This window comes from Nocardioides sp. WS12 (genome assembly GCF_014108865.1).
Lineage (GTDB): Bacteria > Actinomycetota > Actinomycetes > Propionibacteriales > Nocardioidaceae > Nocardioides.
In genome coordinates this window covers 1,999,074-2,023,315 of sequence record NZ_CP053928.1, presented here as the reverse complement: position 1 = coordinate 2,023,315, position 24,242 = coordinate 1,999,074, and the positions used below count along the sequence as shown (strand labels likewise).

Sequence of the window (24,242 nt, the reverse complement as noted above, 5' to 3'; positions counted from 1 at the left end):
AGGTTAGTGGCACCCGCTGAGCGAGTCCTGAGAAGGAGGTACGGCGTAGGGTGCACCCTCGTGAACGAACGACTGGTCTGGATCGACTGTGAAATGACGGGGCTCGATCTCGTCAACGACGCGATGATCGAGATCGCAGCCCTGGTGACCGACTTCGACCTCAACGTGCTCGGGGAGGGTGTCGACGTCATCATCAAGCCGCCTGCCGAGGCGCTGGACCAGATGATCGAGTTCGTGCGCAACATGCACGAGACGTCCGGCCTGCTGAACGAACTCGAGAACGGCGTGACGCTGCGTGAGGCCGAGGAGCAGGTGATGGCGTACCTGCGCGAGCACTGCACACCGGACAGCCGCCCTGCCCTCGCCGGCAACTCGGTCGCCACCGACCGCGGCTTCGTGGTGCGCGACATGTCCGAGCTCGACGCGTTCCTGCACTACCGGATCGTCGACGTCTCCTCGATCAAGGAGCTCTCGAAGCGCTGGTTCCCGAAGGCGTACTTCAATGCACCCACCAAGCGTGGCAACCACCGTGCGCTCGCCGACATCCAGGAGAGCATCGAGGAACTGCGGTACTACCGCGACACGGTTTTCGTGCCGTTGCCCGGCCCCGACGCGGCCGCCGCGAAGGAGGCCGCGGCGCGGTACGGCGGCTCGCTGACCGGGCTCGGGACACCCGGAAAGGGCACCAATTCCTAGTTCCGGACGGGATGCGTCTAAACTCATCCCCGCCTGACTGACCGCAAGGTTGAGTCAGCATGGTGGGTATAGCTCAGCTGGTAGAGCGCCGCCTTGTGGTGGCGGATGTCGCGGGTTCAAGTCCCGTTACTCACCCCAAACAGATCAGCCGGACTCCTCGGAGTCCGGCTGGCTGTTTTTTGCCTGTGCTCAGAAACTGCCGCCGCCGCTGGCGCCGCCGCCCAGGTGGTTGTCCAGGTCGCCACCACCGCGGAGGAACGCGTCGCCTTGGTCGACCTCGCGCTGGCTGGTACCGAACTTCTTGTTGCTGCGCCGCGGGCGCAGCACCTCGAGCGCGAGAACGCCGACCGCGAGGACAGCGAACACGATGAGGGTGATCGTGAACCAGTTCATCTGCGCCTGCTCTCGTTCGAGGGATGAGGCCCCTACAGCGTATCCGGGGGGTGGCCTTTGAGGTTGGACCGTGCTTACAGTCGCAAGATCGCCTCCCGAGGAGCTTGCCATGCCCATGGAACGCCGAAGCCTGCTCAGGTCCGCTGCCGCCGTCTCGATCGCGGGACCGTTCGCCGGCCTGGTGGCCGGCCCCGCCGGGGCCGCGAAGCCGACCAAGCCCAAGTACCCGCTGCTGCCGGTGGCCGACCTGCGCGACACCGTCGTGCGCCTCCACCTCCCACCGGGCTTCAGCTACCGGTCCTTCCACGACACGTCCACGCCGGTGGAACTGACCGACAAGACGCTGCTCCCCGGCCGCCACGACGGCATGGGCGCCTTTGCGGGCACGGACGGGCGGGTGACGCTGATCCGCAACCACGAGGTCAACGGCCCCGTTCCGGCATTCAGTTCGACGGCGCCGGTGTACGACCCGATGACCGGCGGAGGTACGACGACGATCGACGTCGACCACTACGGCACCGTCGAGTCGTCCTTCGCCAGCCTCGTCGGCACGCAGATGAACTGCTCGGGCGGGATCATGCCGTGGGGCGCCTGGGTCACGTGCGAGGAGACGGTGAACGGCCCCGACGTCGGCCCGGACTTCACCGGAGCCTCGAACATCGCGCTGACCAAGCCGCACGGCTACGTCTTCGAGGTACCACTGAACGGCGTGGCCAGTGCGGAACCGATCCGCTCCGCCGGACGCTTCGCCCACGAGGCCGTTTCCTTCGATCCCGTCAACGGCCACCTCTACCTGACCGAGGACAACTTCGGATTCCCGTCCGGGTTCTACCGGTACCTCCCGCCCCACCACCCCATGGACGTCGGACGCCTCGAGGACGGCGGGCAACTGCAGATGCTCAAGGTCGCAGGCATCGACAACGCACTCCTGGTGGAGGCCCAGTCCAAGAACGCCGTGTTCCCCGTCGAGTGGGTGGACATCGACGACCCGGACCCGAGTTTCCCGTACACCCCGGGCGTCGTTGCGCCCACCTCGAACAACACGGCGATCAACCACGTCGCGGCCCAGGGGATCGCCCTGGGCGCGGCCCAGTTCTCCCGCCTGGAGGGCCAGGTCTACGACAAGGGGCGGGTGTACTTCTGTTCCACACAGGGCGGAGGGCAGATCGGGACCAATCCCTCCGTCGACGGGTACGGCACCGGGTTCGGCCAGGTGTGGGCCCTGAACATCGAGGAGCAGGAGTTGCGTCTGGTCTACCAGTCGCCGGACCGCGTCACCCTGGACTTCCCGGACAACATCACCGTCTCCCGACGCGGAACCCTCGTGGTCTGCGAGGACCACGACCAGGACAACTACATCCGGGGACTCACGCCGCAGGGTCGCATCTCGGACATCGCACTGAACCGGATGGTCGGCCGCTTCGGCGACGAGTTCGCAGGAACCACCTTCAGCCCGGACGGGTCGACCCTGTTCGTCAACATCCAGGCCTCACGTGGGCTGACGTTCGCCATCTGGGGTCCCTGGTCGATGATCGGGCTCTGACTCACCCCTGCGCGTGAGCGACGTGTCCTCGGTGAGCAGGCCCCAGTCGGTCACGATCGGCACGAGCCGGCCGTCGAGCCACGGCCGCAACTGGTCGTCGTAGTGGGCTCCGGGCCGCCCGGACGCACCGGTCGGCACCACCCAGCCGCCCGCCGAGCGGTCCGCGAGGTCCCAGACGTAGCGGGCGACCGCTCCACGCGTCGCGGCGTCACTGATCGCCGGCCAGGACCCCATGGTGCGTACGGCGTCCTGGTCGCCCGCGACGGGGAGGAACGCGATGCCGGGCTCGAAGCCCTCGTCGGCGTGGAGGGCGTGCGCAGGCTGCGCGACGTGGGTCTCGCCCCAGGTCGCAGGGAGGTCCGTGCCGGCGACGTCGTCGAGCGCGGCCTGCGCATGGGCGAAGAGGTCGATGCCGAATGGCCGTCGCGCGGCGAGCGCCTCCAGCGCCAGGGTCGGCAGGGCGAGGCCGAGCCGGGCCACGAGATCGAGGGACGGCGCGAGGAGCGGCCCGTGGTCGTGCTCGGGCGCCGGGTCGGCGATCGGGGCGAACACGGACTCGGCTGCCAGTCGTCGTACCAGGGCGGAACGCCAGGCGGCATAGCGCGCGGCGGGTGCGGAATCGACGGCCATCACTCCGTCGAAGTCATCGAATCCTCCCGGCACCAGTTGGGTCAGGATCGCGGCCGAAGGCAGCAGCGCGTCATTGTGGATGTCGGCGAAGTCGGCGGTGGTGAAGCCACTGCGGCCGGCAAGGAGTTCCCTGATCCGGTCCGCCCGGAACGGCGGCGAAAAGGACGACCCGATCAGGTCGCTCTCGGGGCCGCGACGTTCGTTGGCCGTGACGATGGCGCCGTCGGGGACGGCGTCGAACCGGTTCGGGTCCGCGAGCCAGCCCGTCCAGTGGCCGTCGGAACCCCGCAGGGGCACCCGTCCTGCGATCCGGTAGCGCACCGCTCCCGCCCGATCAGCGATGACGAGGTTGTTGACCGGCTCCACCCAGTGGTCGAAGGCACGGTCGACATCCTCGACGGAGCGGGCACGGAGCAGGGGCAGCAGGGCGTCGAAGCCGAGGTCGCCGAGAACCGCCGAAGTGGTGCGCACGGCCAGCCGCGGACCAAGCCTCAGCAGGCCGGGAAGCAGGGGCTGGTCCGGGTCGACCTCGACGACATCCTGGTAGTCCGCCGCGGCGTTGGTGATCGCCCACGCGACCTCGCCGGCATGGGCGAAGTGCTGCACGCCCGGGACACCGACGAACGAGAAACCGGCGACATCGAAGGTGTCGTCCGGGTCCGTGCAGGCCAGCCGCACCTGCTGGTAGACGCCGGGCTGCTCGAGGTTGCGGTGCGGATCGCCACCGATGAGCGGGAATCCGGATGCGGTGCGGGCGCCGCCCACCACCCACGCGTTGCTGCCCGACGTGTGCGGCCCCTCGTGCGACAGCAGTCGCGCGTCCTCGCCGAGCACCCCGGTCGCCAGCCGGTCCCACAACCGGGAACCGACATTGCCGAACAGCACGTGCTGGGCCAGGAAGGTCGCCAGCGGCGTCCACGGCTCCCACTCCCCCGGTCGGTGCCCGAGGTGGGCGAGTTCGGGGATCTCCGTCGGTTCGGTCGCAGCGAGTCCGGCATTCACGCCGTCGACGTACGACGTCAGGAAGGCCCGGGTCTCCTCGGTGCATGTCGCGAAGGCTCGCTGCGCGGTGTCGACGATCCGCATCCGGTCGGCGTAGTCGTCCCAGGCCTCGGCGAGCTCGCCGCCCGCTACGACCGCGGTTGCCCCGGAGGCCCGCAGGCGCAGCCACTCGACCTGCCAGGTCCGGTCGCGCGCGGTGACCTCGCCCTGGCCGTGCGCGAGGTCGAGGACGGATGACGCCCGCACGTGCGGGACGCCGTACGCATCACGAAAGAGCCGGGCCATGCCCGAAGGCTACGACCCGGCTCTTCACGTACGACCCGCTACTGATCAGCCGATCGGCAGACCGAAGCGGCCCTTCTGGAAGTCCTCGTAAGCACTGAGCACTTCCTGCTTGGTGTTCATGACGAACGGTCCGGCCCACGCGATCGGCTCGCGCAGCGGCTGGCCACCGACCACGATGACGTCGAGCTTGGGCGACCGGCTCTCCTGCTTCTCGTCGGCCGTGATGGTCACGTAGTCACCCGCCCCGAGGACGGCGGACTGGCCCATCCGGATCGGTCGGGCGTCGGTCGCGCCGACCGTGCCCGAGCCGTTGAGCACGTAGACCAGCGCGTTGTGATCGACGTTCCACGGCAGGTCGAGCCGGGCACCGGGTTCGATGGTGGCGTGCACCAGGGCCATGGGCGTGTACGTCGCCCCGGGGCCGTCGTGGCCGTCGACCGAACCGGCGATCACTCGGACGAGCGCACCCGCGTCGTCGCCGGTGAGCAGGGCGACCTCGCCGGACCGGATGTCCTGGTAGCGCGGCTCGGTCATCTTGCTGTCGCGCGGAAGGTTCACCCAGAGTTGGACACCGTGGAACAGACCACCGGACTGCACGAGCCACTCGGGCGGGGTCTCGATGTGGAGGAGCCCGCTCCCCGCGGTCATCCACTGGGTGTCGCCGTTCGTGATCGTGCCGCCGCCACCGTGGCTGTCGCGGTGGTCGAAGACCCCGTCGATGATGTAGGTGACGGTCTCGAAGCCACGGTGCGGGTGCCAGGGCGTGCCCTTGGGCTCTCCGGGTGCGTACTCCACCTCGCCCATCTGGTCCATCATGATGAACGGGTCGAGGCGCTGCATGTCGATGCCGGCGAAGGCACGCCGCACCGGGAAGCCCTCCCCCTCGTAGCCCTGCGGAGCAGTGGTCACTTCCCACACGGGTCGCGGCTGGTCGCCGAGGCCGGGCGCCTTGAGGCGCGGCAGGACAGTCAGGTCGTCGACGGTGATTGCGGGCATCGGGCCCACCTCCCAGGGTTTGGTGGTTGGTAGTTGCCATGTCAACCATAAGCCCGGCCGACATATTCCGCATAGGGTCGAGGCATGTCCCGCTACGACGTCGTCGTCGTCGGTGCCGGCCACAACGGCCTCACCTCGGCCGCCTACCTGGCCCGTGCCGGACTTTCAGTCCTGGTGCTCGAACGACTCGGCCACGTCGGAGGCGCGGCGATCTCCGCGCAGGCCTTTCCCGGCTACCCGACGCGGCTGTCCCGCTACTCCTACCTGGTCTCCCTGCTGCCCGAGCAGATCGCCACCGACCTCGGCCTCGACCTGCAGCTCGTCAGCCGACAGACGGCGTCGTACTCACCGATCGAACGGGGCGGCCGGGCCACCGGACTCCTCGTCGAACGCAACGAGGGCACAGCGACGCGGGACTCCTTCCGGGCACTCACCGGCGATGAGGCCGAGTACGACGCCTGGCGGGCCTTCTACGAGGGCGTGGCGGTGCTGGCGGGGGCGGTGGCCCCCACCCTGACGCAACCGCTCGTGACGGACGCCGCCCTGCGCAGCGCCGTCGATCCCGACATCTGGCGCGACCTCGTCGAGGAGCCGATCGGGCGGGCGATCGAACGCCGGTTCACCGACGACCTCGTGCGCGGCGTCGTGGCGACGGATGCGCTGATCGGGACGTTCGCATCCGTGCACGACCCGAGCCTCGTGCAGAACCGCTGTTTTCTGTACCACCTGATCGGCAACGGCACCGGTGAGTGGCGGGTGCCTGTCGGCGGGATGGGCGCGGTGACCGATGCCCTCGCCCGGGCCGCGATCGAGGCCGGCGCGACCATCGTGACGGGGGCCGAGGTCCGCTCGATCCGGTCCGGTGAAGTGACCTGGCACGACGGCATCGCCGACCACGTCGTCGAGACCGGCCAGGTGCTCGCCAATGTCGCCCCCTGGGTGCTCGGCGGCCTCCTCGGCGAAGAGGCCGATCCTGCGGCCAAGCCCGAGGGCGCCCAACTCAAGATCAACTTCCTGCTCTCGCGGTTGCCGCGACTGCGCTCCGGCCTGGATCCGCGGGTCGCGTTCTCCGGGACGCTGCACCTGGCCGAGGGCTACGGCGAACTCGAGGCCGCGTGGTCCGCGGCAGCCAGCGGCGCCCTCCCCGACACGTTGCCGGGCGAGGTCTACTGCCACTCGCTGACCGATCCCTCGATCCTCGGCGACGTTCCGGCCGGCACGCACACGCTGACCTACTTCGGCCTGCACACGCCCGCGTCGCTCTTCGACGCCGACCCGGTCGGCACCCGCGAGGAAGCCGTCCGACGAGCCCTGGCGTCACTGGACGCGGTGCTCGAGGAGCCGATCGACTCCGTCGTGCTGCGCACACCCGACGGCCAGCCCTGCATCGAGGCGAAGATCCCGCAGGACATCGAGGCCGACCTCGCGATGCCCGGCGGCCACATCTTCCACGGCGACCTCGAGTGGCCGTGGGCGCCGCACCGGGCCCGCCTCGAGACCCCGGGCGAGCGCTGGGGTGTCCAGACGTCGTACGACGGCGTGCTGCTGTGTGGCGCAGGCGCTCGTCGCGGCGGCGCGGTCAGCGGCCTCGGCGGTCACAACGCCGCGCAGGCCGTGCTGGAAAGCCTCGGTGGTTGAGGTGCGAGCGCAGCGAGCCTGCCCGGTGGTTGAGGTGCGAGCGCAGCGAGCCTCGAAACCCGGCCCGATTTCACGCCTCCAGTGATTCGCTGGTAGCGTTTCGCCCTGCTTCACCCTGCTTCATCAGATGCACCTCTAGCTCAATTGGCAGAGCAGCTGACTCTTAATCAGCGGGTTCCCGGTTCGAGTCCGGGGAGGTGTACCAACCACGAAGGTCCGGTCCTCAGACCGGGCCTTCGTGCGTTTCACGGCGCTTGCGCAGCAGCCCCCCGCCCCACAGTGCCCAGAGCACCAGGACGGGCTGGAAGAACAGTCGCGCGAGCCGTTTCTGGTCGGTGTCGAGGCCGAACGCGTCGTTGCCTTCGACGTACTGCGCGATGTTGCCGGGGAAGATCGCCACGAAGAAGGCGGCCAGGAGTCCGCCGATCAGGCGGCGTCGCTTCGGCAGGGCGACGAAGGCCGCGCCGAGGCCGATCTCGACCGCTCCCGACGCGAGCACGACGAGGTCCTTGTCGATCGGGAACCAGTCCGGCACCTGGGCGCGGAACTCCTGACGGGCGGTCGTCAGGTGGGTGACACCCGCGACCGCCATCGTCGTACCGAGCACGATCCGGGCGGTGGTCTGCGCAAGGCTCACACCCGGAACCGTACCCGGGACGACGCGGTCAGCCCCGCGGGAAGACGGTGAGGTTCTGCGCGCGGTTGATGAGGCCCCGGGGCAACTGCCCGATGCCGAGCACCGCGAGCGCGAGGTTCGCGATCGCGCCGGTGAAGATCGGTTGCGGGCCGGTGTAGGCAACCCGGGCGGCGCCGGGGTTGGTCACCAACGGGTTCATGGCATAGAGGTCCCCGCCCGCTTGCACGCCGTAACCCCAGACGAGGATCGGGACCTGGTAGCGCAGCAGCGACGCCTCGGTGCCCGGACCGCCGCCCGAACCGGAGGTCACGATCACGAGGGTGTTCTTGACCAGCGCCGCGTTCCCCTTGACCGCGTTGATGATCCGCCCGACATGGGCATCGACGGTCTTCACGGCCCGCTGGTACTGCGTGCTGGAGAAGCCGTACCGGGCTCCGATCCGACCGAGGTCAGCCAGTTGCACGTAGGAGAACGCTGCCGGACGGACGTTGAGGTCGGTGCGCAACTGCGCCACCAGCAGGCCGTCGCCGGTGGTCCGGATGGTGCGGGTGATCTTGTCGCGCCCGTTGTCCTGCCCGAAGTTGTCGCCACCTCCGTTGGTGGCGTTCCAGGCGCGGTCGAGCGCCGTCGCGGCGGGGTCCGACGAGTAGAGCGCCGTACTGCGGCCGCGGTTGTGCACCATGTCGAACACACTGGACATGTACTGCCCCGTGACGGCGTGAGGCGTCGTGCCCGGATCCGTGGCCGTGGCCATCCCGTGCCCGCCCGAGGGGACATGGACCGGCCGCGCCGTCAGCAGACTGAAGGCGTTCGGCAGCGGCGTCACTCGTTCATAGGCCGTTCGGGCATTGAGCGTGCTGGCCCCCTTGGCCCGGATGCTGCGCAGGTTCGGCACCAGCGGAGCCGCCGCATCCGCCCCGATCAAGCCGGAGCGCAGGCCCTCGATCGAGACCACCACGACGTGCTTGATGCCTCGCGACCGCGCCCACCGCGGTGGGATGTCGACGTTGGCGATGATGATCGGGTGGTCGGTGGTCGCCTTGACCAAGGTGTCCCGCAGCGCCTGGTAGCCCCAGAACGTCACGTCGGGAGTCGCCGTGACCCAGTCGATCTGGGAGCGCGGCGGCGCCGTGCAGGTCGATCCGGAGATGTAGCCGCCGGGCTGAGCCGACTCGAGCTCGGTGCCCTTCATGACCGGGCAGATGAAGTCGGAGCGTTCGTTCATGTCACCGGTGAGGAAGACCGGGATCGTCGGGTTGTCGGCGCGCAACTTGTTGACCAGCGCGATCTCGGTCCGGGTCGCGGCATTGCGGTAGCCCTCGGCGTTGCCGAAGGTGTCGGCCGGGTTGTGGACGTTGACGAACCACGCGCGCTCACCGCTCGCCCGGTGCTGGAGCAGCACGTAGGGCATCTGGATGAGCTTGCCGTAGAAGTACGGCACGCCGAACGTGTGCTTCTCGACGGCGATGAAGGTGTTGTTGCGCCAGCTGATCGAGTTGTGGCCCGAGGAGTCCGACATGGTGTTGAGCGGATAGGTGAGCCAGGTGGGCGACGCGATCTTCTCCCACAGGTCCTGCTGGGATCCGTGCATCTCCTGGAAGCCGACGACGTCGATGCCGTTGTTCGTCAGGACCTGGAGCGCGCGCTGGAGTCGGATCGGAGACTTGGCGTACCCCTTGCGCGGGTTCGCGCCGTCGGTGTGACCCGAGCCGAGGATGTTGAACGAGGCGACCTGGAAACGGGCCGAGGCGGTGGCGTTGGGCAGGGCAGCGGAAACCTCCGGCGCCGCGACCACTTCGGCTTCGCGATCTGGCGTCGACGACTGCACCGCGGTGAGAGCGGCTGCTCCCAGAGCAGTGGTCACCGCGACGGCAACGAATCCGAGGGCAGCTCGGCGGCGCAGTTCCATGACGCTTCCTTTTCTCCCCGCACCCGAGGACGATCGATGGTGCGGGTGAGGATGACGTGGTCTGTGTGACAGTTGATGCTACGTCAGACAGTGCGATGCGTCAGCCCCATCGGTCTCACCGGTACCAGACCTGAGGACTACGGGTCCCCCGGGTTGGCTACGACGAGTGGTGGAACAGCAGTTCCTCAGCGAGTACGACGCCCGCGGTCTCGAGTTCGCGAGGACTCATCACGAACGCGTCCGGTCCGGCCGCCAGGAGCAGCATGCCGACGCGACGGTCGAGCGGCGGGAGCAGCTCGAGGTCGAGGACCACGGACTCCTCGTCGTCGGACACGTTGGTGACCTTCTCGGCGTAGAAGTCCGCCGCCCAGCGGGCGCTCTGCGGGAGCACCATCTGGACGGTGGTCGTCGCGCGCTTCTCGTCGAGGCGGGCGGTGAGGTCCTCGGGCAACTCGAAGCCACGCTCCAGCGGTTCCACGGAGCGGATGTTGGAGATCAGGAAGGTCCGCAGCTGACCGTTCTCGTCGGCCGGGCCGGCGTCGACCTCCCAGCCGCGCCGGGTCTGCACGAGCCGGTAGGGCTCGATCTCCCGGTCGGTGACCCCGTGGTCCCAGGCACGGGAGTAGACGATGCGGACGGCCTTCTGCGCGCGCTGCGCCTTCTGCAGGGCCGGCAGGAGGCGGTTCCACGCCCGCACGTCGGGTACACCCGACGCTTCGCCGAACATCGTCTCCGCGAGGACGTCGATGGCCTCGCCGAGTTCGGCGTTGTCGGGCTCGATGTCGAGCAGGGCCTGGGCGGCGGTGTAGACGAGGCCGAGTTCGCCGGCGTCGACGTACTCCACCCCGAGGTCGGCGGGGCCTTCGGAAACCATCCGCACGATGCCCGCGGTGCCGGGGTCCTCGGTGTCGCCGTCGGGGCCGATGAACTCGAGCACGTCGGGGCGCGACAGGAGCCACTCGCCACCGAGGTCGGCGGTGTAGAACGCCAGCAGGTCCTCGCGGAGCTCGGCCACGGGGGCGTCGAACTCGGCAGCCAGGGTCTCGAGCGCGATGCCCTCGGGGTGCCTGGTCAGCCGCTCGAAGACCTCGGGCAGACGGGCGATGCGGGTGACGTACTTCGGCGCGACACTCATGCCGGGACCGTCTCTCCACGGGCCGCGTCGAGGGCGGCGATCACCTCGGCACGGACATCGTCCGGACCGACCACGCGGACGCGCTCGCCGAGCTCGAACAACCGCGTGCGGAGCGCGGCACGGTGGGTCACGCGGTAGACCATCCGGACCCTCTCGCCCTCGCTCGGCTCGACCGACAACGGCTCGCCCAGCCAGCGACGGACGTCGGGATCGAAGTGGGCAGGCGCCTCCAGGGTCACGTCGACGGGCGGGTCGATCTCCCACGACATCGGATGGAGTCCGGGGTGCCGGACCGTCGGCACCGGTTGCGCGGTGCCGGGCGCGTCCGCGTCGGCGTCGACCATCCGGGAGACGACGAAGACCTTCAGGACCGGGTCGTCGAGGTCGGCGGCCTCGACGCCACGGACGTACCAGGTGCTGCCCTGGTTACGGACCGACTCGGGGTGCACGACGCGGGGCGTGCCCTTGTAGCCGAAACGCAGGACCTGGTGGTCGCGTACCGCGTCGACCACGAGGCTCAGCGCGTCCGGGGCCGCGGCCGTGATGGCGGCCGGTGCGCCCTTGGTCTCCGAGGACAGCGACTCGTCCGGGAGGCCGAGCCGCTGGACCAGGTCCACCCGGTCCGCGAGCAGCACTGCACGACGCAGGGCCGCCTGCTGCCCCGGGGAGAGCCGCACCCGCAACCGGTTGTCGACCGTGGTCAGCCGGTAGACCGCCGTCGCTCCGGCCGGCGCGATGTTCTCGATCTGCCAGCCCTGTCGCTCCAGGTGGCGGATCTCCCGCTTGAGCTGGGTCCCGGCATCGGCGCCGCCGTCGAACCCGGCAACCTTGCTCAACGTGTCGCCGGGCACGCCCTGTTCGGGGTGCGCCTGGAGCATCGCCGCGATCCTGACGAGCCGCTCCATCGGTGCCCGCTGGTCTCGTCCTGGACCCTTGACCACGTCGTTCCTCCCGAAAATTCGCTACTCGTCGAAGCTGCCGTGCCGTCCGGCTCCCCCGGCAAAACGCGACGCGCCGTCGAGAGTATCTGCGGCGAGCGACCTGAGTCCGTGTTTCCACTCGACTGCCAGCGCGTCGTCGATCCCCAGTCCTTCAGTTTCGTACGACGACAGGCGGTCCTCGCGCAGGCAGGTCTGCGGGAAGGCTGCGATCTGGGTGGCCAGGGCCAGCGCTTCGTCGAGCACGGCTCCGGGTGCGGCGACCCGGTTGGCGAGCCCCATCCGCAACGCCTCCTCGGCACCGACTTCACGGCCGGTGAGGATCAGGTCGAGCGCGTGGGAGTGCCCGATCAGCCGTGGCAACCGGAAGGTGCCACCGTCGATCAGGGGGACGCCCCAGCGACGGCAGAACACCCCGAACGCGGCTTCCGGGTCCATCACCCGCAGGTCGCACCAGAGGGCCAGTTCGAGGCCACCGGCAACGGCGTAGCCGTCGACCGCGGCGATCACCGGCTTGGTGAGCAGCATCCGCGTCGGCCCCATGCCGGCCGGCCCGGCGTCGGGTCCGTCGCCCGGCGCACCGACCACGACGTCACCGCGGCTCACCGCCTTCAGGTCCGCGCCCGCGCAGAAGACCCCACCGGCGCCGTACAGGACAGCGACGGAGGCGTCCGCGTCCGCGTCGAACTCCTCGAAGGCCTCGGTCAGCAGGCGGGCGTGCTCGGCGTCGACCGCGTTGCGGACCTCGGGCCGGGACAGGGTGACCAGCGTGACCGGACCGCGCTTCTCGACTTCCACCGTCATGGCCGGAGCCTATTCGCTGGAGCCTATTCGGACAGGTTGATCGTCCCCACGAGGTCGGCGGTGATCTGCGCCGGCGTCCACGCGAACCGAACCCACTTCTCCTGCGAATAGAGCAAGGTCTGGTCGGTCGACCACGGTGAGGCGGGGTCCTCGTCCTGGCCGTAGGTCAGGATCGTGCGCGCGTCGACCGAACCGTCGGCCAGGTAGGCGACGGCCTGGATGTGCGAGGAGCCGTAGCTGATCGGCTTGTAGCGGTCCTTGTTCGCCGCCGGGTTCCGCGACGCCACGGCGTTGGCATTGCCCGCCAGGTCGCCGTTGCCGCCGCCGAGCGGGTAGGCGGGTGCACCACGGTCGCCGGCGACCTGGAGCGAGCCCCACGTCGCGTCGAAGGAAACGCCTGCCGCACGGACGGCGTCGATCGCTGCCTGCATCGCCTTCACGACCTCGGGACCGGTGCGCAGCCCGCGCGGCGTGTTCAGCGGGTCCTTCGCGTCGAACGGCACCGACCACAGGGTCGTGCCGGTCGGGGCGCGTTCCACGAAGGCCTCGAAGAGGTGCGTGCCGACCGAACCGATGTCGGAGCGGCCGTCCCACGCGTGCAGCACGGCACAGGCCTGTGTCTCTCCAGTCCCGGCACAGACGTCGTCGAGCTTGCCGCCTTCACGCATCACTTCGGCGGCACGCACCCGGTTCTCGTACTCGTGGCCCCGCAGGGTCTCGGGCGTCTCCTTGCCCACCTTCAGTCGGTCAATGACGTACTGCTGAACCATCCGGGTCCGCATCGTCCGCTCACACTTCTCGCACCCGATGATCGAGGCGTAGCCCTCGAGCCGCACCTTGTCGTTGGGCGTCCAGTACGAGTCGTTCGCGTTCATCACCCAGTCCCGTCGTACGACGGCGGGCAGCTTCGCGGGCCCGAGGATCCCGGGCCGCTGGGCGTCCGCGTCGGTGCCCCACTTGCAGAGGCCGTCGGCGAGCAGCCCGTTGAGACCGGGCAGTCCTGCGACGGTCTTGAGCAGGAGGCCGACCGGCGTCATGCAGGTCGTGGCCATCACGTTCGTGACGTGCGGGACCACGCTGTGGTCGGCGTACAGGACCTCTCCCCCGCGGTCGGCCGCCGTGGTGTTGACCCACGGGATGCCGCCGCCGGCGTCCTGGCGTGCGAGGAGGTCACGGCTGCTGGTGGCTTCGCCCATCGCCAGGAACGAGTCGATGGTGCGCAGGTGCTCGGCGTTGGCGTCGCGGATCGCCCAGAAGCTGAGCGGCGACCAGCCCATGAACTGCGACGGGCTGTCGATGACGTAGCCCTGCGGCACGCGCCACAGGTCCTCACGGACCGTGGTGGTCGAGCCGTTGGGCTGCTTGACCTCGATGTCGACGTAGCGGCGCTCGGCCTTCTTCAGCAGGCCCTGGGCGCTGAGGTAGAGCGGGCCGGGGCCGACCGTGAAGAACTCGTAGGGAGTGAACCGGAAGGCCGTCGAGACGGTGTGGCTCCAGGCCACGTCCTTGTTCCAGCCGATGTTGATCACCGGCGAGCCGATCAACGAGGCGCCCGCGACGTCGTACTGCCCCGGAATCGTCAGGTGCTGCTGCGTGAACTTGTAGCGACCGACCCACGGGAAGTGCGGGTTGCCGAGCAACATGCCGCGCCCCGTGGAGCTCGCGTCGCCGCCGATGGCCGTCGCGTTGGAGCCGAAGTCGCTGTCCTGCCCGAGCGATGCGAGGAGCGCCGTCTTGTCGACCTTCGCGGCGTAGGCCGCAACCTCCTCCTTGGTGGTCGGCAGCGGCAGATCGATGCCGAGGTCCGGCAGGCCCGGATCCTGCAGGGTCGGCGGGTCCGCCTCGACGATCTCCTTGAGGAACACCCCCGACGACGCGATCAGGTTCGCCATGTAGACGCCGTACCAGAGGTCGATCTCGGTGGCGTTCGGCTGGATCCAGGTGGCGTCCTTGCACGCCGGGTCCGTGATCTCGTTGTCGCGCAGCCAGCGGTTGATGCCCGCCGTGTAGCCCGTCACCATCGCCCGGGCCCGCGCGCTCGGGCCCGCCGGCGAGGCCAGCAGTGTCTCGACGACCTTGCGGTTGTGCAGGTCGGTGACGAACGCGTCGACCTGCAGGTTCGAGGCGTCGAGCGAGACGCCGTCGAGGTAGCGACCGCTACCGCCGAGGTACTTCGACCGCTGGCCACGGCCGGTCAGCACGGTGTCTGCCAGATTGCAGATCGAGGACCGCGCCGTGGCGTACCCACTCCCGTATCCCAGTGACCCCCAGTCGCTCGCTGAGATGTGCGGGATCCCGTGTTCGGTGATCTTCACCGTCGCGTTGTACGACGGCGCAGCCACCCCGTCCGGCGCGGCGCGACCGACCTCAGCGGTACCGGCCGCGAGGGCCGGGACGACGAGGCAGGCGGCAAGGACGCTGAACAAGCGGGGGGAACGCACGTAGGTGTAACGGGGGCCTGCGGGAGTGAGTTACGTCACACGGTCGTCAGAGGTAGAGGCCCGCGGCCTCGTCGCCGAGCCTCTCGGCAGCAACGGCGTGGATGTCGCGCTCGCGCATCACGACGTAGACGTCACCGGAAACCTCGACCTCGGCCTTGTCCTCCGGGTCGTAGAGGACCTTGTCGCCGGACACGACGGTGCGGCAGTGCGGACCGACAGCAACGACACGCGACCAGGCCAACCGGCGGGCACCCATCGCGGCCGTGGCCGGAATGACGATCCCGCCGGAGGAACGGCGTTCGCCAGCCTCGGTGTCGAGTTCGCACAGGATGCGGTCGTGCAGCATCTTGATGGGCGTCTTGTCGGACACGAGGACGGCGGTTCTAGCGGGTGATCTTGCGCAGGATGGCGAAAACGGCGATCACGCCGACCACGCCACCCACGGTCTTCAAGATGTTGTCCGTCCGCGGCTCGCCCGTCTCGGCGTCGACGAAGAACGCCTTCGCCTGCGCGACCTCGCGACTCACGATCGTCTTCGGGTGCGAACGGTGGAGGAGCAGGTCGATCGTGCCCGCGAGGCGCTCGCGCGCCTCTTCGATTTCACGCTCGATGTCAGAAGGCTGGTTGCTCACCCGGGCAGGCTATCAATCGAGATCGTCCGTGGGTCGAAGCCCCAAGGGAGTTCCAACCGGTGGGCACGCATGAGGGCGTCGTCGGTCAACACGTCGTACGTCGTCCCGTCGGCCACGACCTTGCCCGCACTGAGCACGACGGCTCGGGGGCACAGTTCGAGTGCGTAGGGCAGGTCGTGGGTGACCATCAGCAGCGTCACGTCCAGGCCGCGCAGGATGTCGGCCAGTTCGCGGCGGGACGCGGGATCCAGGTTGGAGCTGGGTTCATCGAGGACCAGGATCTCGGGCTCCATCGCGAGCACCGTGGCGACGGCGACCCGGCGGCGCTGGCCGAAGGACAGGTGGTGGGGAGGACGGTCGGCGTACTGCGCCATGCCGACCTGCTCCAGCGCGTCCATCACGCGCTTGTCGAGCGCCGCGCCCTTGAGCCCCAGGTTGGCCGGTCCGAACGCGACGTCGGCGCGCACCGAGCCCATGAACAACTGGTCGTCGGGGTCCTGGAACACGATGCCGACCCGGCGCCGGATCTCGAGCAGGTTCTTCTTCGTGACCGGCAGCCCGCTGACGGCGACACTGCCCTCACCGTGCCCGGACTCGCCGGACAGGATCCCGTTGAGGTGCAGGACGAGCGTGGTCTTGCCCGCACCGTTGGGGCCGAGCAGCGCCACCCGCTCGCCCTGGTGGACGTGGAGGTCGACACCGAACAGGGCCTGATGGCCGTCGGGGTAGGCGAAGGCGAGGCCGCGGACATCCAGCACGGGCGTCATCGGGCGCTGCTCTCCGGGAGGCGGCCGTCGTACCCACGGGAAAGCATGGCGAGGTGCACGCGCTCACCGCGCTCGTAGGAGCGCACGAACAGCGCGCCGAGGGTCCGGGCGAGTGCCGGCCAGTGACGCGGCGAGCGGGGGTCGACACCGCGGGACTTCATGGCGGTGATCATCCTCCCGAGGTCGCCGGCCACGACATCGAGGTACCGCACCATGAAGGCCATGATCTGCACCAGCAGGTCCGGCATCCGCAGTCGTTGCAGGCCGCGCAGGACCTCGGTCGGTTCGGTGGTGGCGGCCAGGGTCAGCGAGGCGAGGACGCCGAGCGTGCCCTTGACGGCCAGCCCCCAGGCAGCCACCAGTCCCGACTCGGACAGCGACACGTCCAGCCCACCCACCAGCGGTACGACGACCCGCGGCCCCTCGGCGACGAACGGGATCAGGGCCGCGAACACGAGGAAGGGCACCTCGAGCACCATCCGCGGCAGCAGGTAACGGAAGGGCACGCGCGAGACGACGATGACGGCGACGAGCAGCGCCAGGTAGCCACCGAAGACGGGGTACCACTCACGCGGCGTGGCGACCACGGTGAGCACGAAGCCCAGCAGCAGGAGGATCTTGAGGTGCGCAGGTGCGCGATGGATCACGGAGTGCCCGTGGAAGTGCAGTCGGTGACCGTGCCCTGCGCCCATCGGGTCAGCCCGCGTCGGCCATGGCCGGCTCATCGCGGCGCCGCAGGACCCGGAACAGGCCGCCACCGATCACCAGGGTGAGCAGGACGCCTGCCACCCCGGCGATGCCGCCGCTCAGGCGCGAGTCGTCGACACCCTTCGTACCGTAGTCGGCGAAAGGGCTGCCGGTGTCGACCGGCTCATCGGCCGAGTCGAGGAACCCGGTCTTGCCGGCGACGTACTCGAGGCCATCGGGGTGGCTACTGGCGTAGTAGCTGCCGACGCCGGCGATGACGAGCGCAACGAGGAGCCCCGCGAGCAGGAACGAGCGGGTCCTCATGCGGACACCTCCTCGGTGAGCAGCGGACGTCGGATCGAGGCGAGACCGCGGGCTCCGTGGACCAGGTCGGGCCGGGAGGTGATCACGGCGCTGACGACCAGGCCGGTCACGATCGCCTCACCGATGCCGATGATCACGTGCCAGCCGACCATGGCGGCCAGCACCTTGCCGGTCGCGACGTCGGCGGTACCCCCGATCGCGAAGAGCAGCGTGAAGACAGCCGCCGCGGCAGGGACCGAGACGAACGCACCGATGCCCGCAGCGACCGGCACGGAGCCGACCTTCTTGGGGAGCACCGCGAGCACGAGGCGGAAGACGCCGTACCCGACGAAGGCGCCGACGATGGCCATCAGCGTGATGTTGGTGCCGAGCGCCGTCAGTCCCCCATCGGCCATGAAGAGGGCCTGGACGAGGAGGACGACGCTGATGCAGAGCGCCCCGGTCCACGGTCCGACGAGGACGGCAGCGAGGGCTCCGCCGAGCAGGTGGCCGCTGGTGCCGGCGCCGACGGGGAAGTTGATCATCTGGCCGGCGAAGACGAAGGCGGCCACGAGGCCTGCCATCGGCGCCGTGCGGTCGTCGAGTTCGGCCCGGGCCTTGCGCAGGGCCACGCCCACGCCGGCAGCGGCGACGACGCCGGTCACGACCGAGGTCGGTGCGTCGAAGAAGCCGTCGGGTACGTGCATGCCTGTGCTCCTCAGATGGGCGCTGTGTTCGGATCGATGCTCGCGGGGTAGTTAGATGGTGACGAGCAGATCCCACCTTATTGCATGCCGTTTGCAACAACACCTGACCATCAGGAGAGTACCCACGCCATGAGCGACCCGGCCCGCCTCGCCGTCGGCGACACCGCCCCCGACTTCACCCTCGTCTCCGACTCCGGCGACGACGTCTCGCTCGCCGCGCTCGTGGCCGAGGGCCGCAAGGTGATCGTCTACTTCTACCCGGCTGCGATGACGCCCGGGTGCACGAAGCAGGCCTGCGACTTCACCGACTCGCTCGATGCCCTGCAGGCAGCGGGATTCACGGTCGTCGGCGTCTCGAAGGACGCCCCCGCGAAGCTCGCCAAGTTCCGTGAGCGGGACGGCCTGACCATCACCCTTCTCTCCGACACCGATCTGGCCGTGCACCAGGCCTACGGCGCGTATGGGGAGAAGAAGCTGTACGGCAAGATTGTGCAGGGCGTCATCCGGTCCACCTTCGTCGTCGGCGCCGACGGTCGGATCGAGATCGCCCAGTACAACGTCAAAGCGACCGGGCACGTCGCCAAGCTCCGCCGGGACCTGGGCCTGCCCGCCCCGACCACAGAGGACAACTGATGAAGCTGCACGAGTCGCTCGCCGACCTTGCCCGCGACCACGGTCACGACCTGTTCCGTGACGCGGCAGCTTTCCGCGGCTCGCTGGACGACTACCTCGACGAGGGCCAGGCCTCCAGCGGAACGATCAATCTGCTCACCGACGCCGTGCGCCTGGGCGCCCTCGACGGCATGATCACCATGCTCGACAGCGGCGCGAACCCCGCCGACGCCGTGGAGTCGGCCGGTCAGCGGCTCGCCCGCGACCGCGGCAGCGCCGACGTGCGCGGCTGCCAGTGGGCCGTCGCCGTCCTCGGCTTCGCTCTGGGCAAGGTCCCCGAGGGCCTCGTCACCGGCCTCGACCCGGAGGCCGGTACCACCGCGCCCCCGACCCACGGCCCCGGCGGTACGGCGCCCACCCCGCCTGCCCCTCCCGTCCAGTCGCCGGTGGCGCCGTTCCAGCAGCCGATGATGTCGCCGCCGCACCAGCCGGTCAGCACCCCGACCCATGCCGTCTACCAGCAGTCGGGTGGCGCCGGTTACAGCGCTCCGACGCCGCCGTACCCCGGCGGTGGCTGGTCGCAGCCCACGCCCCCCAAGAAGAAGAGCAACCTCGGCCTGATCATCGTGGCTGCGGTCGTGGGCCTGATCGTGCTCATCGGCGGCGTCGTCGGCCTCGTCCTGGCCAACGGTGGCGACGACGACAAGAAGGCCGGCGGGGACAGCTCGCAGAGCGGCAGCGACAACAGCGCCAGCGAGGGCAGCTCCGACGCGGCGAGCAGCGGGAGCGACGATGCCCCCGACATCGGCGGGCCGCGCATCGAGGGCCTCGGCTACAAGGTCCAGGCCCCCACCGGCTGGACCGACGGCACCGAGGAGTTCAAGGCGAACAACCCCGGCCTCACCACGCTCGACAAGGTCCTGCTGTGGGGCAGCACGTTCAACACCGCCCGCGGCAACGTGATCGTCGAGACCCAGTCGTCGTACGGCTCCACGGACCCGAACGACCTCAAGGAGGCGTGGAAGGGCGCGCTCATCTCGGGCGACGCAGCTGCGGAGATCAATGACATCTCGAACATGGCGATCGACGGACAGACCGCCCTGGGCGTCGAGATCCTGCGCACCAACGAGAACGACGTGACCGTGCGCCAGCGCGCGTTCCTCGTCATCAGCGGCGACAAGGGCTACTCGATCACGGTGTCCCTCAAGGACGGCGACGACGACGTGTTCGACAAGTTCGAGGAGATCCTCAGCACCTGGCGCTGGACGTCCTGATCCAGCTCGGCTGAGCACCGCAACGGACACGCCCCTTGCGGTGTTGATTGATATCAATCAACACCGCAAGGCAGTCCCCGGTGCGACGTTTCGAGTCGACCGTCCTACGATCGACCCGCTCCTGCCGGAGTGGTGGAACTGGTAGACACGCAGGTCTTAGGAACCTGTGCTTTCGAGCGTGCGGGTTCGAGTCCCGCCTTCGGCACCCTCAGTTCGTCAGGCCAGCAGGCCGGCGACCAGCGGCGCGATCTCGCGCAACGCCTTGCCCCGGTGGGAAACGGCGTCCTTGTCCTCGCGGGACAGCTCGGCGGTCGTGACGTCGGGGAAGTCGTCGGCCACGAACAGCACGTCGTAGCCGAACCCGCCGCTCCCCCGGACCTCGCGGATCACGCGCCCGTCCATCCGCCCCTCGACGACGAGCTCGCGCCCGTCGGGGTGGACCAGCGCGACGGCACAGGCGAAGTGCGCCGTACGACGGTCGTCGGGCACGTCTCTCAGCTGGGCCAGCAGCAGGCTGTTGTTGCGTTCGTCCGACTTCGGCGGGCCACTCCAGCGCGCCGACAGCACGCCCGGCATGCCGTTGAGGGCGTCGACGCAGAGACCTGAGTCGTCCGCGATCGTCGGCAGGCCGGTGGCCAGGACGCCTGCCCGGGCCTTGAGCAGGGCGTTGCCCTCGAAGGTGGGCTCGTCCTCGACCGGCTCGTCGAAGGTGGCGACGTCATCGAGGCCGACGACCTCGACCCCACCCTCGAGGTGCTCGGCGAGGATCCGCCGCATCTCCTCGACCTTCTTGAGGTTGCGGGACGCAACGAGAACGCGGGTCTCGACAGGCTCGACCACCGAGGTCACTCCGCGAGGGAGGCGAGCTGGAGGCGAGTGAGATCGACGCAGCCCTTCTCGCCCAGGCTGAGCAGCGCGTCGAGCTCGGCGCGGTCGAAGGCTGCGCCCTCGGCCGTGCCCTGCACCTCGACGAACTTACCGGCGCCGGTCATCACGATGTTCATGTCGGTCTCGGCGCGGACGTCCTCGACGTACGGCAGGTCCAGGCGCGGGACGCCGTCGATGATGCCGACGCTGATCGCCGCAACGGAGTCGGTCAGCGCACCGGACACACCGAGCTTCGCGCAGGCGTCGGCGAGTGCGATGTAGGCGCCCGTGATGGCGGCGGTGCGGGTGCCACCGTCGGCCTGCAGCACGTCGCAGTCGATCTGGATGGTGTTCTCGCCCAGGGCCTTGTCGTCGATGACGGCTCGCAGCGAGCGGCCGATCAGACGGCTGATCTCGTGGGTGCGACCACCGATCCGGCCCTTGACCGACTCACGGTCCGAGCGGGTGTTGGTGGCGGCGGGGAGCATCGCGTACTCGGCTGTGACCCAGCCCAGACCGGAGCCCTTGCGCCACCGCGGCACACCCGGCGACGCGGACGCCGCACAGAGCACGCGGGTCTTGCCGAACTCGATCAGGACCGACCCGGCCGGGTGGTCGAGCCAGTTGCGGGTGATCTTGACGGGGCGGAGCTCGTCGTCGGCACGGCCATCCTCACGGGTACTCATGGAGCCAACTTATCGACCGGCCCCGATCGCCCGACGCACCGCCCACGGCCCGAGGTCACGCGCACGCCGTCCGACCCACGGCGCACCCTCGGTGACCATCCACGCGACGTCGCGCCGCCAGCTCGGCGGGCATCCGCCCGAGGGCTCCAGATCCGGCATCGGCAACTCGAATCCCGCCGTCCGGAGCCGCTCGGCCCAGGCTCGAGCCAGGGCCCGGTGACCGAGTTCGGAGGGGTGGAAGCGGTCGATGGACCAGCACTCCCGCTGCAGGACCTCCGGCAGCAACGCCAGATCCAGCCGGATGCCGCCGTGGGTCGCGTGCACCTCGTCGTACACCTCGTTGAGGACCTCGATGCGTTCCTTGATCGGTCGCACCACGACCCGCGGCAGGCCCAGTACGGCGCCGTGGTCGTGCCAGCGCGCCGTCATCAGGGTCGCGCCCCCGTCGACGAGGGCACCGGCGGTCTCCAGCAGGTCCGAGCGCAACCGGTCAGCGTTCCACGACGACCGCAGCGTGTCGTTGACACCGACCATGAGGGACGCGAGGTCCGGTCGGTGCGCGAGCGCCTGGGCGAGCTGTTGCTCCCGCACAATCGCTGCGGTGGCCCCTGAGATGGCGAGATTGCAGAAGGAGACGTCGTACGACGACTTGAGTGACTCGGTCAGCAGCCGGGCCCAGCCCCGCCACTCCCCGCCCGGAACGGGGTCACCGAGTCCGACGGTTGTGCTGTCGCCGAGAGCGGCGAAACGCAGGTATCCGTTGCCCACGCGAACACGGTCGCGGTCCGGGGAAAGCAAACGGTCACCGGGCGGTGTCGTGTCCGACAACGCCCGGTGACCGTTTCACACCGTCTTCCTGCAGTCCCGGGATCCGCAGGAGGTCGACTTGATCACTTCACTTCGGCCCGCATGATTCGCCACAGGCCGAGGGTCACAGGGATCCCTACCCACAAAACGATGGTCCATGCACCCTGGACGTAATTGATCAGCTCGGGCGTCACCGACTCCCCGGCGAAGTCATTCCCGGACATCAGCGGCGTGAGAGCCGTGTTGATGTCGATCCACGGCAGGACGTCCTTGGCCCAATCGAAGATGAAGTACAGCGGGGTCCAGACCACGATCGGCAGCACCAGCGCGACGACGTAGTACAACGCGATCGCGCCCGGGGTGTTCAGCAGGAGGCACGCCAGGGCGTAGCCCATGGCGAAGAAAGCCATCTGGCCGACGACGATCCAGGCGAGCTGCGAGCCGTCGAGCTCCCACTGCAGCGGGTTCCCCGTGACGACACCGCACAGCAGGTTGGTCAGCGCCCCGAGCAGGAAGGCGAGCGCGATGGTACTGATCGCCAGCGCGGTCACGGCGACCAGCTTGGCGCCCATCACCCGCAGGCGGTGCGGTTCGAGCGTGAAGGTGGTCAGGTTGTTGCGCTGGCTCCACTCGCTGGTGACGACCAGGATCGCGAACACGGGCACCAGGATGGAGACCGGGATGGTGAAGATCTGAACGAGGTCACTGGCGGTGACCAGCCCGTCGTTGAGGCCAACGACCAGGACCACCAGTGCCATCACCAGCGCCAGCAGGCCGCCGGTGATGCCCATCAGCCAGATGCCGCTCTTGGTGTCGACCATCTTGCGCCACTCGACGGTGACGAGCCGTCCGAAGGGGATCGGGCCGCTCTTGGACAGGTCGAGGGTCATGGGTGCAGTGCTCATGCCGGGATACCTCCGGAAGTCGGGACGGGGGCCATACCGGGCACGGCCTCGCGGGCCGTGGACGAGGTCAGCTCGAGGAACAGGTCCTCCAGGCCGGCGCCGCCGGTCCGGAGGTCAGTCAGCACGACGCCTGCCGCCAGCGCGACCCGGCCGACCTGCTCGGTCGTGGCCAGGATCTTCAGTCCGGCTCCGGCGGGTTCGACCCCGTGCCCGGCTGCGGTGAGGGCGTTGCCGAGGGCGCCGTTGTCGAGCGAGGTGGCCATGGTGACCGCCGTGGTGTTCGCACCGGCGAGCAGGGTGGCCTTGTCACCGCGGGCAACGATCTTGCCGCGGCCGATCAGGATCATCTCGTCGGCGATCTGCTCGACCTCGTGCAGGAGGTGGCTGGACAGCAGCACGGTGCCGCCGCGGTCGGCGTACCCCTTGAGCAGGCCGCGCATCCAGCGGATGCCGGCGGGGTCGAGGCCGTTGGCCGGCTCGTCGAGGATCAGCACCGACGGGTCACCGAGCAGAGCGTGGGCGATGCCGAGACGCTGCTTCATGCCCAGGGAGTAGTTGCGCAGCCGACGACCGGACTCGGCGTCGGTCAGGCCGACCAGTTCGAGCATCTCGTCGACCCGGGTCTTCGGCAGTCCCATGGTCAGCGCACCGATGGTCAGGATCTCCCGACCAGTGCGGCCGGCGTGCTGCGCGGACGCGTCGAGGAGCGAGCCGACGTGGCGGGCCGGGTTGGGGATGTCGTGGTAGCGGAGACCACCGATGGTGACCTGGCCGCGCGTCGGAGGAGTGAGGCCGACCATCACGCGCATCGACGTCGACTTGCCTGCACCGTTGGGGCCGAGGAAGCCGGTGACCCGGCCGGGCTGCGCGATGAAGCTGATGTCGTCGACGGCGGTGAAGTCGCCGTAGGAAACTGTGAGTTGATCCACTGTGATCATGCGCCCAGCC

At 69.3% G+C, this 24,242-nt stretch carries 25 protein-coding genes and 3 tRNA genes; 8 read left to right on the top strand and 20 right to left on the bottom strand.

The annotated features are described in order from the left end of the window. The first annotated feature begins 60 nt into the window (after positions 1–60). Positions 61–696, top strand: a complete 636-nt coding sequence (gene orn / locus HRC28_RS09780) for an oligoribonuclease (protein ID WP_182379907.1) — start codon at positions 61–63, stop codon at positions 694–696. Between the two features lie 62 nt (positions 697–758). Beyond that, positions 759–834: transfer RNA gene (locus tag HRC28_RS09775), tRNA-His, on the top strand. Between the two features lie 51 nt (positions 835–885). On the opposite strand, the gene HRC28_RS09770 is transcribed toward HRC28_RS09775, so the two are convergent. Further along, a complete protein-coding gene (locus tag HRC28_RS09770) occupies positions 886–1,089 on the bottom strand; it encodes a hypothetical protein (protein ID WP_182379906.1) in 204 nt (67 codons plus the stop codon). A 109-nt stretch (positions 1,090–1,198) separates the two neighbouring features. Here HRC28_RS09770 and HRC28_RS09765 point away from each other — a divergent pair, with 109 nt between their 5' ends. After that, on the top strand, positions 1,199–2,632 hold the full coding sequence (locus tag HRC28_RS09765; RefSeq protein WP_182379905.1) for an alkaline phosphatase PhoX: 1,434 nt from the start codon (positions 1,199–1,201) through the stop codon (positions 2,630–2,632). On the opposite strand, the gene HRC28_RS09760 is transcribed toward HRC28_RS09765, so the two are convergent. Together HRC28_RS09760 and HRC28_RS09755 are read right to left on the bottom strand one after the other, a co-directional pair. Beyond that, entirely contained in the window at positions 2,579–4,549 is a 1,971-nt protein-coding gene (locus tag HRC28_RS09760) for a penicillin acylase family protein (protein ID WP_182379904.1), read from the bottom strand. The genes HRC28_RS09765 and HRC28_RS09760 overlap by 54 nt on opposite strands. A 45-nt stretch (positions 4,550–4,594) precedes the next feature. Next, the gene (locus HRC28_RS09755; protein ID WP_182379903.1) at positions 4,595–5,545 is read right to left on the bottom strand and encodes a pirin family protein; all 951 of its coding nucleotides are present in this window, start codon (positions 5,543–5,545) and stop codon (positions 4,595–4,597) included. A gap of 84 nt (positions 5,546–5,629) precedes the next feature. Here HRC28_RS09755 and HRC28_RS09750 point away from each other — a divergent pair, with 84 nt between their 5' ends. Both HRC28_RS09750 and HRC28_RS09745 read left to right on the top strand, forming a co-directional pair. Further along, on the top strand, positions 5,630–7,183 hold the full coding sequence (locus tag HRC28_RS09750) for an NAD(P)/FAD-dependent oxidoreductase (RefSeq protein WP_182379902.1): 1,554 nt from the start codon (positions 5,630–5,632) through the stop codon (positions 7,181–7,183). A 129-nt stretch (positions 7,184–7,312) separates the two neighbouring features. After that, positions 7,313–7,388: transfer RNA gene (locus HRC28_RS09745), tRNA-Lys, on the top strand. An 18-nt stretch (positions 7,389–7,406) separates the two neighbouring features. On the opposite strand, the gene HRC28_RS09740 is transcribed toward HRC28_RS09745, so the two are convergent. The 12 genes from HRC28_RS09740 to HRC28_RS09685 all read right to left on the bottom strand — a co-directional run bounded on the left by HRC28_RS09740 (position 7,407) and on the right by HRC28_RS09685 (position 18,143). Further along, on the bottom strand, positions 7,407–7,775 hold the full coding sequence (locus tag HRC28_RS09740) for a hypothetical protein (RefSeq protein WP_237111846.1): 369 nt from the start codon (positions 7,773–7,775) through the stop codon (positions 7,407–7,409). 73 nt (positions 7,776–7,848) lie between these two features. Beyond that, positions 7,849–9,729: an endonuclease/exonuclease/phosphatase family protein gene (locus HRC28_RS09735; protein ID WP_182379900.1), complete on the bottom strand. Its 1,881-nt coding sequence runs from the start codon at positions 9,727–9,729 to the stop codon at positions 7,849–7,851. A 157-nt stretch (positions 9,730–9,886) separates the two neighbouring features. Next, positions 9,887–10,864: a WYL domain-containing protein gene (locus HRC28_RS09730; RefSeq protein WP_182379899.1), complete on the bottom strand. Its 978-nt coding sequence runs from the start codon at positions 10,862–10,864 to the stop codon at positions 9,887–9,889. Continuing rightward, entirely contained in the window at positions 10,861–11,769 is a 909-nt protein-coding gene (locus HRC28_RS09725) for a WYL domain-containing protein (protein ID WP_182379898.1), read from the bottom strand. Before HRC28_RS09725 ends, HRC28_RS09730 begins: the two co-directional genes overlap by 4 nt. Before the next feature lie 57 nt (positions 11,770–11,826). Further along, on the bottom strand, positions 11,827–12,606 hold the full coding sequence (locus tag HRC28_RS09720) for a crotonase/enoyl-CoA hydratase family protein (protein ID WP_182379897.1): 780 nt from the start codon (positions 12,604–12,606) through the stop codon (positions 11,827–11,829). Positions 12,607–12,629: 23 nt separating this feature from the next. Next, a complete protein-coding gene (locus HRC28_RS09715) occupies positions 12,630–15,047 on the bottom strand; it encodes a penicillin acylase family protein (protein WP_237111772.1) in 2,418 nt (805 codons plus the stop codon). Between the two features lie 46 nt (positions 15,048–15,093). Continuing rightward, entirely contained in the window at positions 15,094–15,393 is a 300-nt protein-coding gene (locus HRC28_RS09710; RefSeq protein WP_182380553.1) for a co-chaperone GroES, read from the bottom strand. A gap of 37 nt (positions 15,394–15,430) precedes the next feature. After that, the gene (locus HRC28_RS09705) at positions 15,431–15,679 is read right to left on the bottom strand and encodes a DUF3618 domain-containing protein (protein ID WP_182379896.1); all 249 of its coding nucleotides are present in this window, start codon (positions 15,677–15,679) and stop codon (positions 15,431–15,433) included. Further along, the gene (locus tag HRC28_RS09700; protein ID WP_182379895.1) at positions 15,676–16,446 is read right to left on the bottom strand and encodes an ABC transporter ATP-binding protein; all 771 of its coding nucleotides are present in this window, start codon (positions 16,444–16,446) and stop codon (positions 15,676–15,678) included. Before HRC28_RS09700 ends, HRC28_RS09705 begins: the two co-directional genes overlap by 4 nt. Then, positions 16,443–17,138: a cobalt ECF transporter T component CbiQ gene (gene cbiQ, locus HRC28_RS09695; RefSeq protein ID WP_182379894.1), complete on the bottom strand. Its 696-nt coding sequence runs from the start codon at positions 17,136–17,138 to the stop codon at positions 16,443–16,445. Before cbiQ ends, HRC28_RS09700 begins: the two co-directional genes overlap by 4 nt. 4 nt (positions 17,139–17,142) lie before the next feature. Continuing rightward, complete coding sequence (locus HRC28_RS09690; protein WP_182379893.1) at positions 17,143–17,457, bottom strand: PDGLE domain-containing protein; 315 nt, start codon at positions 17,455–17,457, stop codon at positions 17,143–17,145. After that, positions 17,454–18,143: an energy-coupling factor ABC transporter permease gene (locus tag HRC28_RS09685; RefSeq protein ID WP_182379892.1), complete on the bottom strand. Its 690-nt coding sequence runs from the start codon at positions 18,141–18,143 to the stop codon at positions 17,454–17,456. Before HRC28_RS09685 ends, HRC28_RS09690 begins: the two co-directional genes overlap by 4 nt. Positions 18,144–18,272: 129 nt before the next feature. Here HRC28_RS09685 and bcp point away from each other — a divergent pair, with 129 nt between their 5' ends. The 3 genes from bcp (at position 18,273) to HRC28_RS09670 (ending at position 20,234) form a co-directional block, all read left to right on the top strand. Beyond that, positions 18,273–18,776 carry a thioredoxin-dependent thiol peroxidase gene (gene bcp, locus HRC28_RS09680; RefSeq protein ID WP_182379891.1) on the top strand — a complete coding sequence of 168 codons (504 nt, stop codon included), beginning with the start codon at positions 18,273–18,275 and terminating at the stop codon, positions 18,774–18,776. Further along, positions 18,776–20,029 (top strand): hypothetical protein, encoded by a 1,254-nt coding sequence (locus HRC28_RS09675; RefSeq protein ID WP_182379890.1) that lies wholly within the window; start codon positions 18,776–18,778, stop codon positions 20,027–20,029. The genes bcp and HRC28_RS09675 overlap by 1 nt, the downstream gene beginning before the upstream one ends. Positions 20,030–20,152: 123 nt before the next feature. Next, positions 20,153–20,234, top strand: a tRNA-Leu gene (locus HRC28_RS09670). Between the two features lie 11 nt (positions 20,235–20,245). On the opposite strand, the gene rdgB is transcribed toward HRC28_RS09670, so the two are convergent. The 5 genes from rdgB to HRC28_RS09645 all read right to left on the bottom strand — a co-directional run bounded on the left by rdgB (position 20,246) and on the right by HRC28_RS09645 (position 24,232). Continuing rightward, positions 20,246–20,869, bottom strand: coding sequence for an RdgB/HAM1 family non-canonical purine NTP pyrophosphatase (gene rdgB, locus HRC28_RS09665; protein WP_182380552.1), 624 nt, complete (start codon positions 20,867–20,869; stop codon positions 20,246–20,248). 5 nt (positions 20,870–20,874) lie between these two features. Next, a complete protein-coding gene (gene rph / locus HRC28_RS09660) occupies positions 20,875–21,582 on the bottom strand; it encodes a ribonuclease PH (protein WP_182379889.1) in 708 nt (235 codons plus the stop codon). Between the two features lie 9 nt (positions 21,583–21,591). Continuing rightward, positions 21,592–22,350, bottom strand: a complete 759-nt coding sequence (locus HRC28_RS09655; RefSeq protein WP_182379888.1) for an SGNH/GDSL hydrolase family protein — start codon at positions 22,348–22,350, stop codon at positions 21,592–21,594. Between the two features lie 122 nt (positions 22,351–22,472). Continuing rightward, positions 22,473–23,294: an ABC transporter permease gene (locus tag HRC28_RS09650; protein WP_182379887.1), complete on the bottom strand. Its 822-nt coding sequence runs from the start codon at positions 23,292–23,294 to the stop codon at positions 22,473–22,475. Beyond that, positions 23,291–24,232 carry an ATP-binding cassette domain-containing protein gene (locus tag HRC28_RS09645; protein WP_182379886.1) on the bottom strand — a complete coding sequence of 314 codons (942 nt, stop codon included), beginning with the start codon at positions 24,230–24,232 and terminating at the stop codon, positions 23,291–23,293. The genes HRC28_RS09650 and HRC28_RS09645 overlap by 4 nt, the downstream gene beginning before the upstream one ends. Positions 24,233–24,242 lie beyond the last annotated feature (10 nt).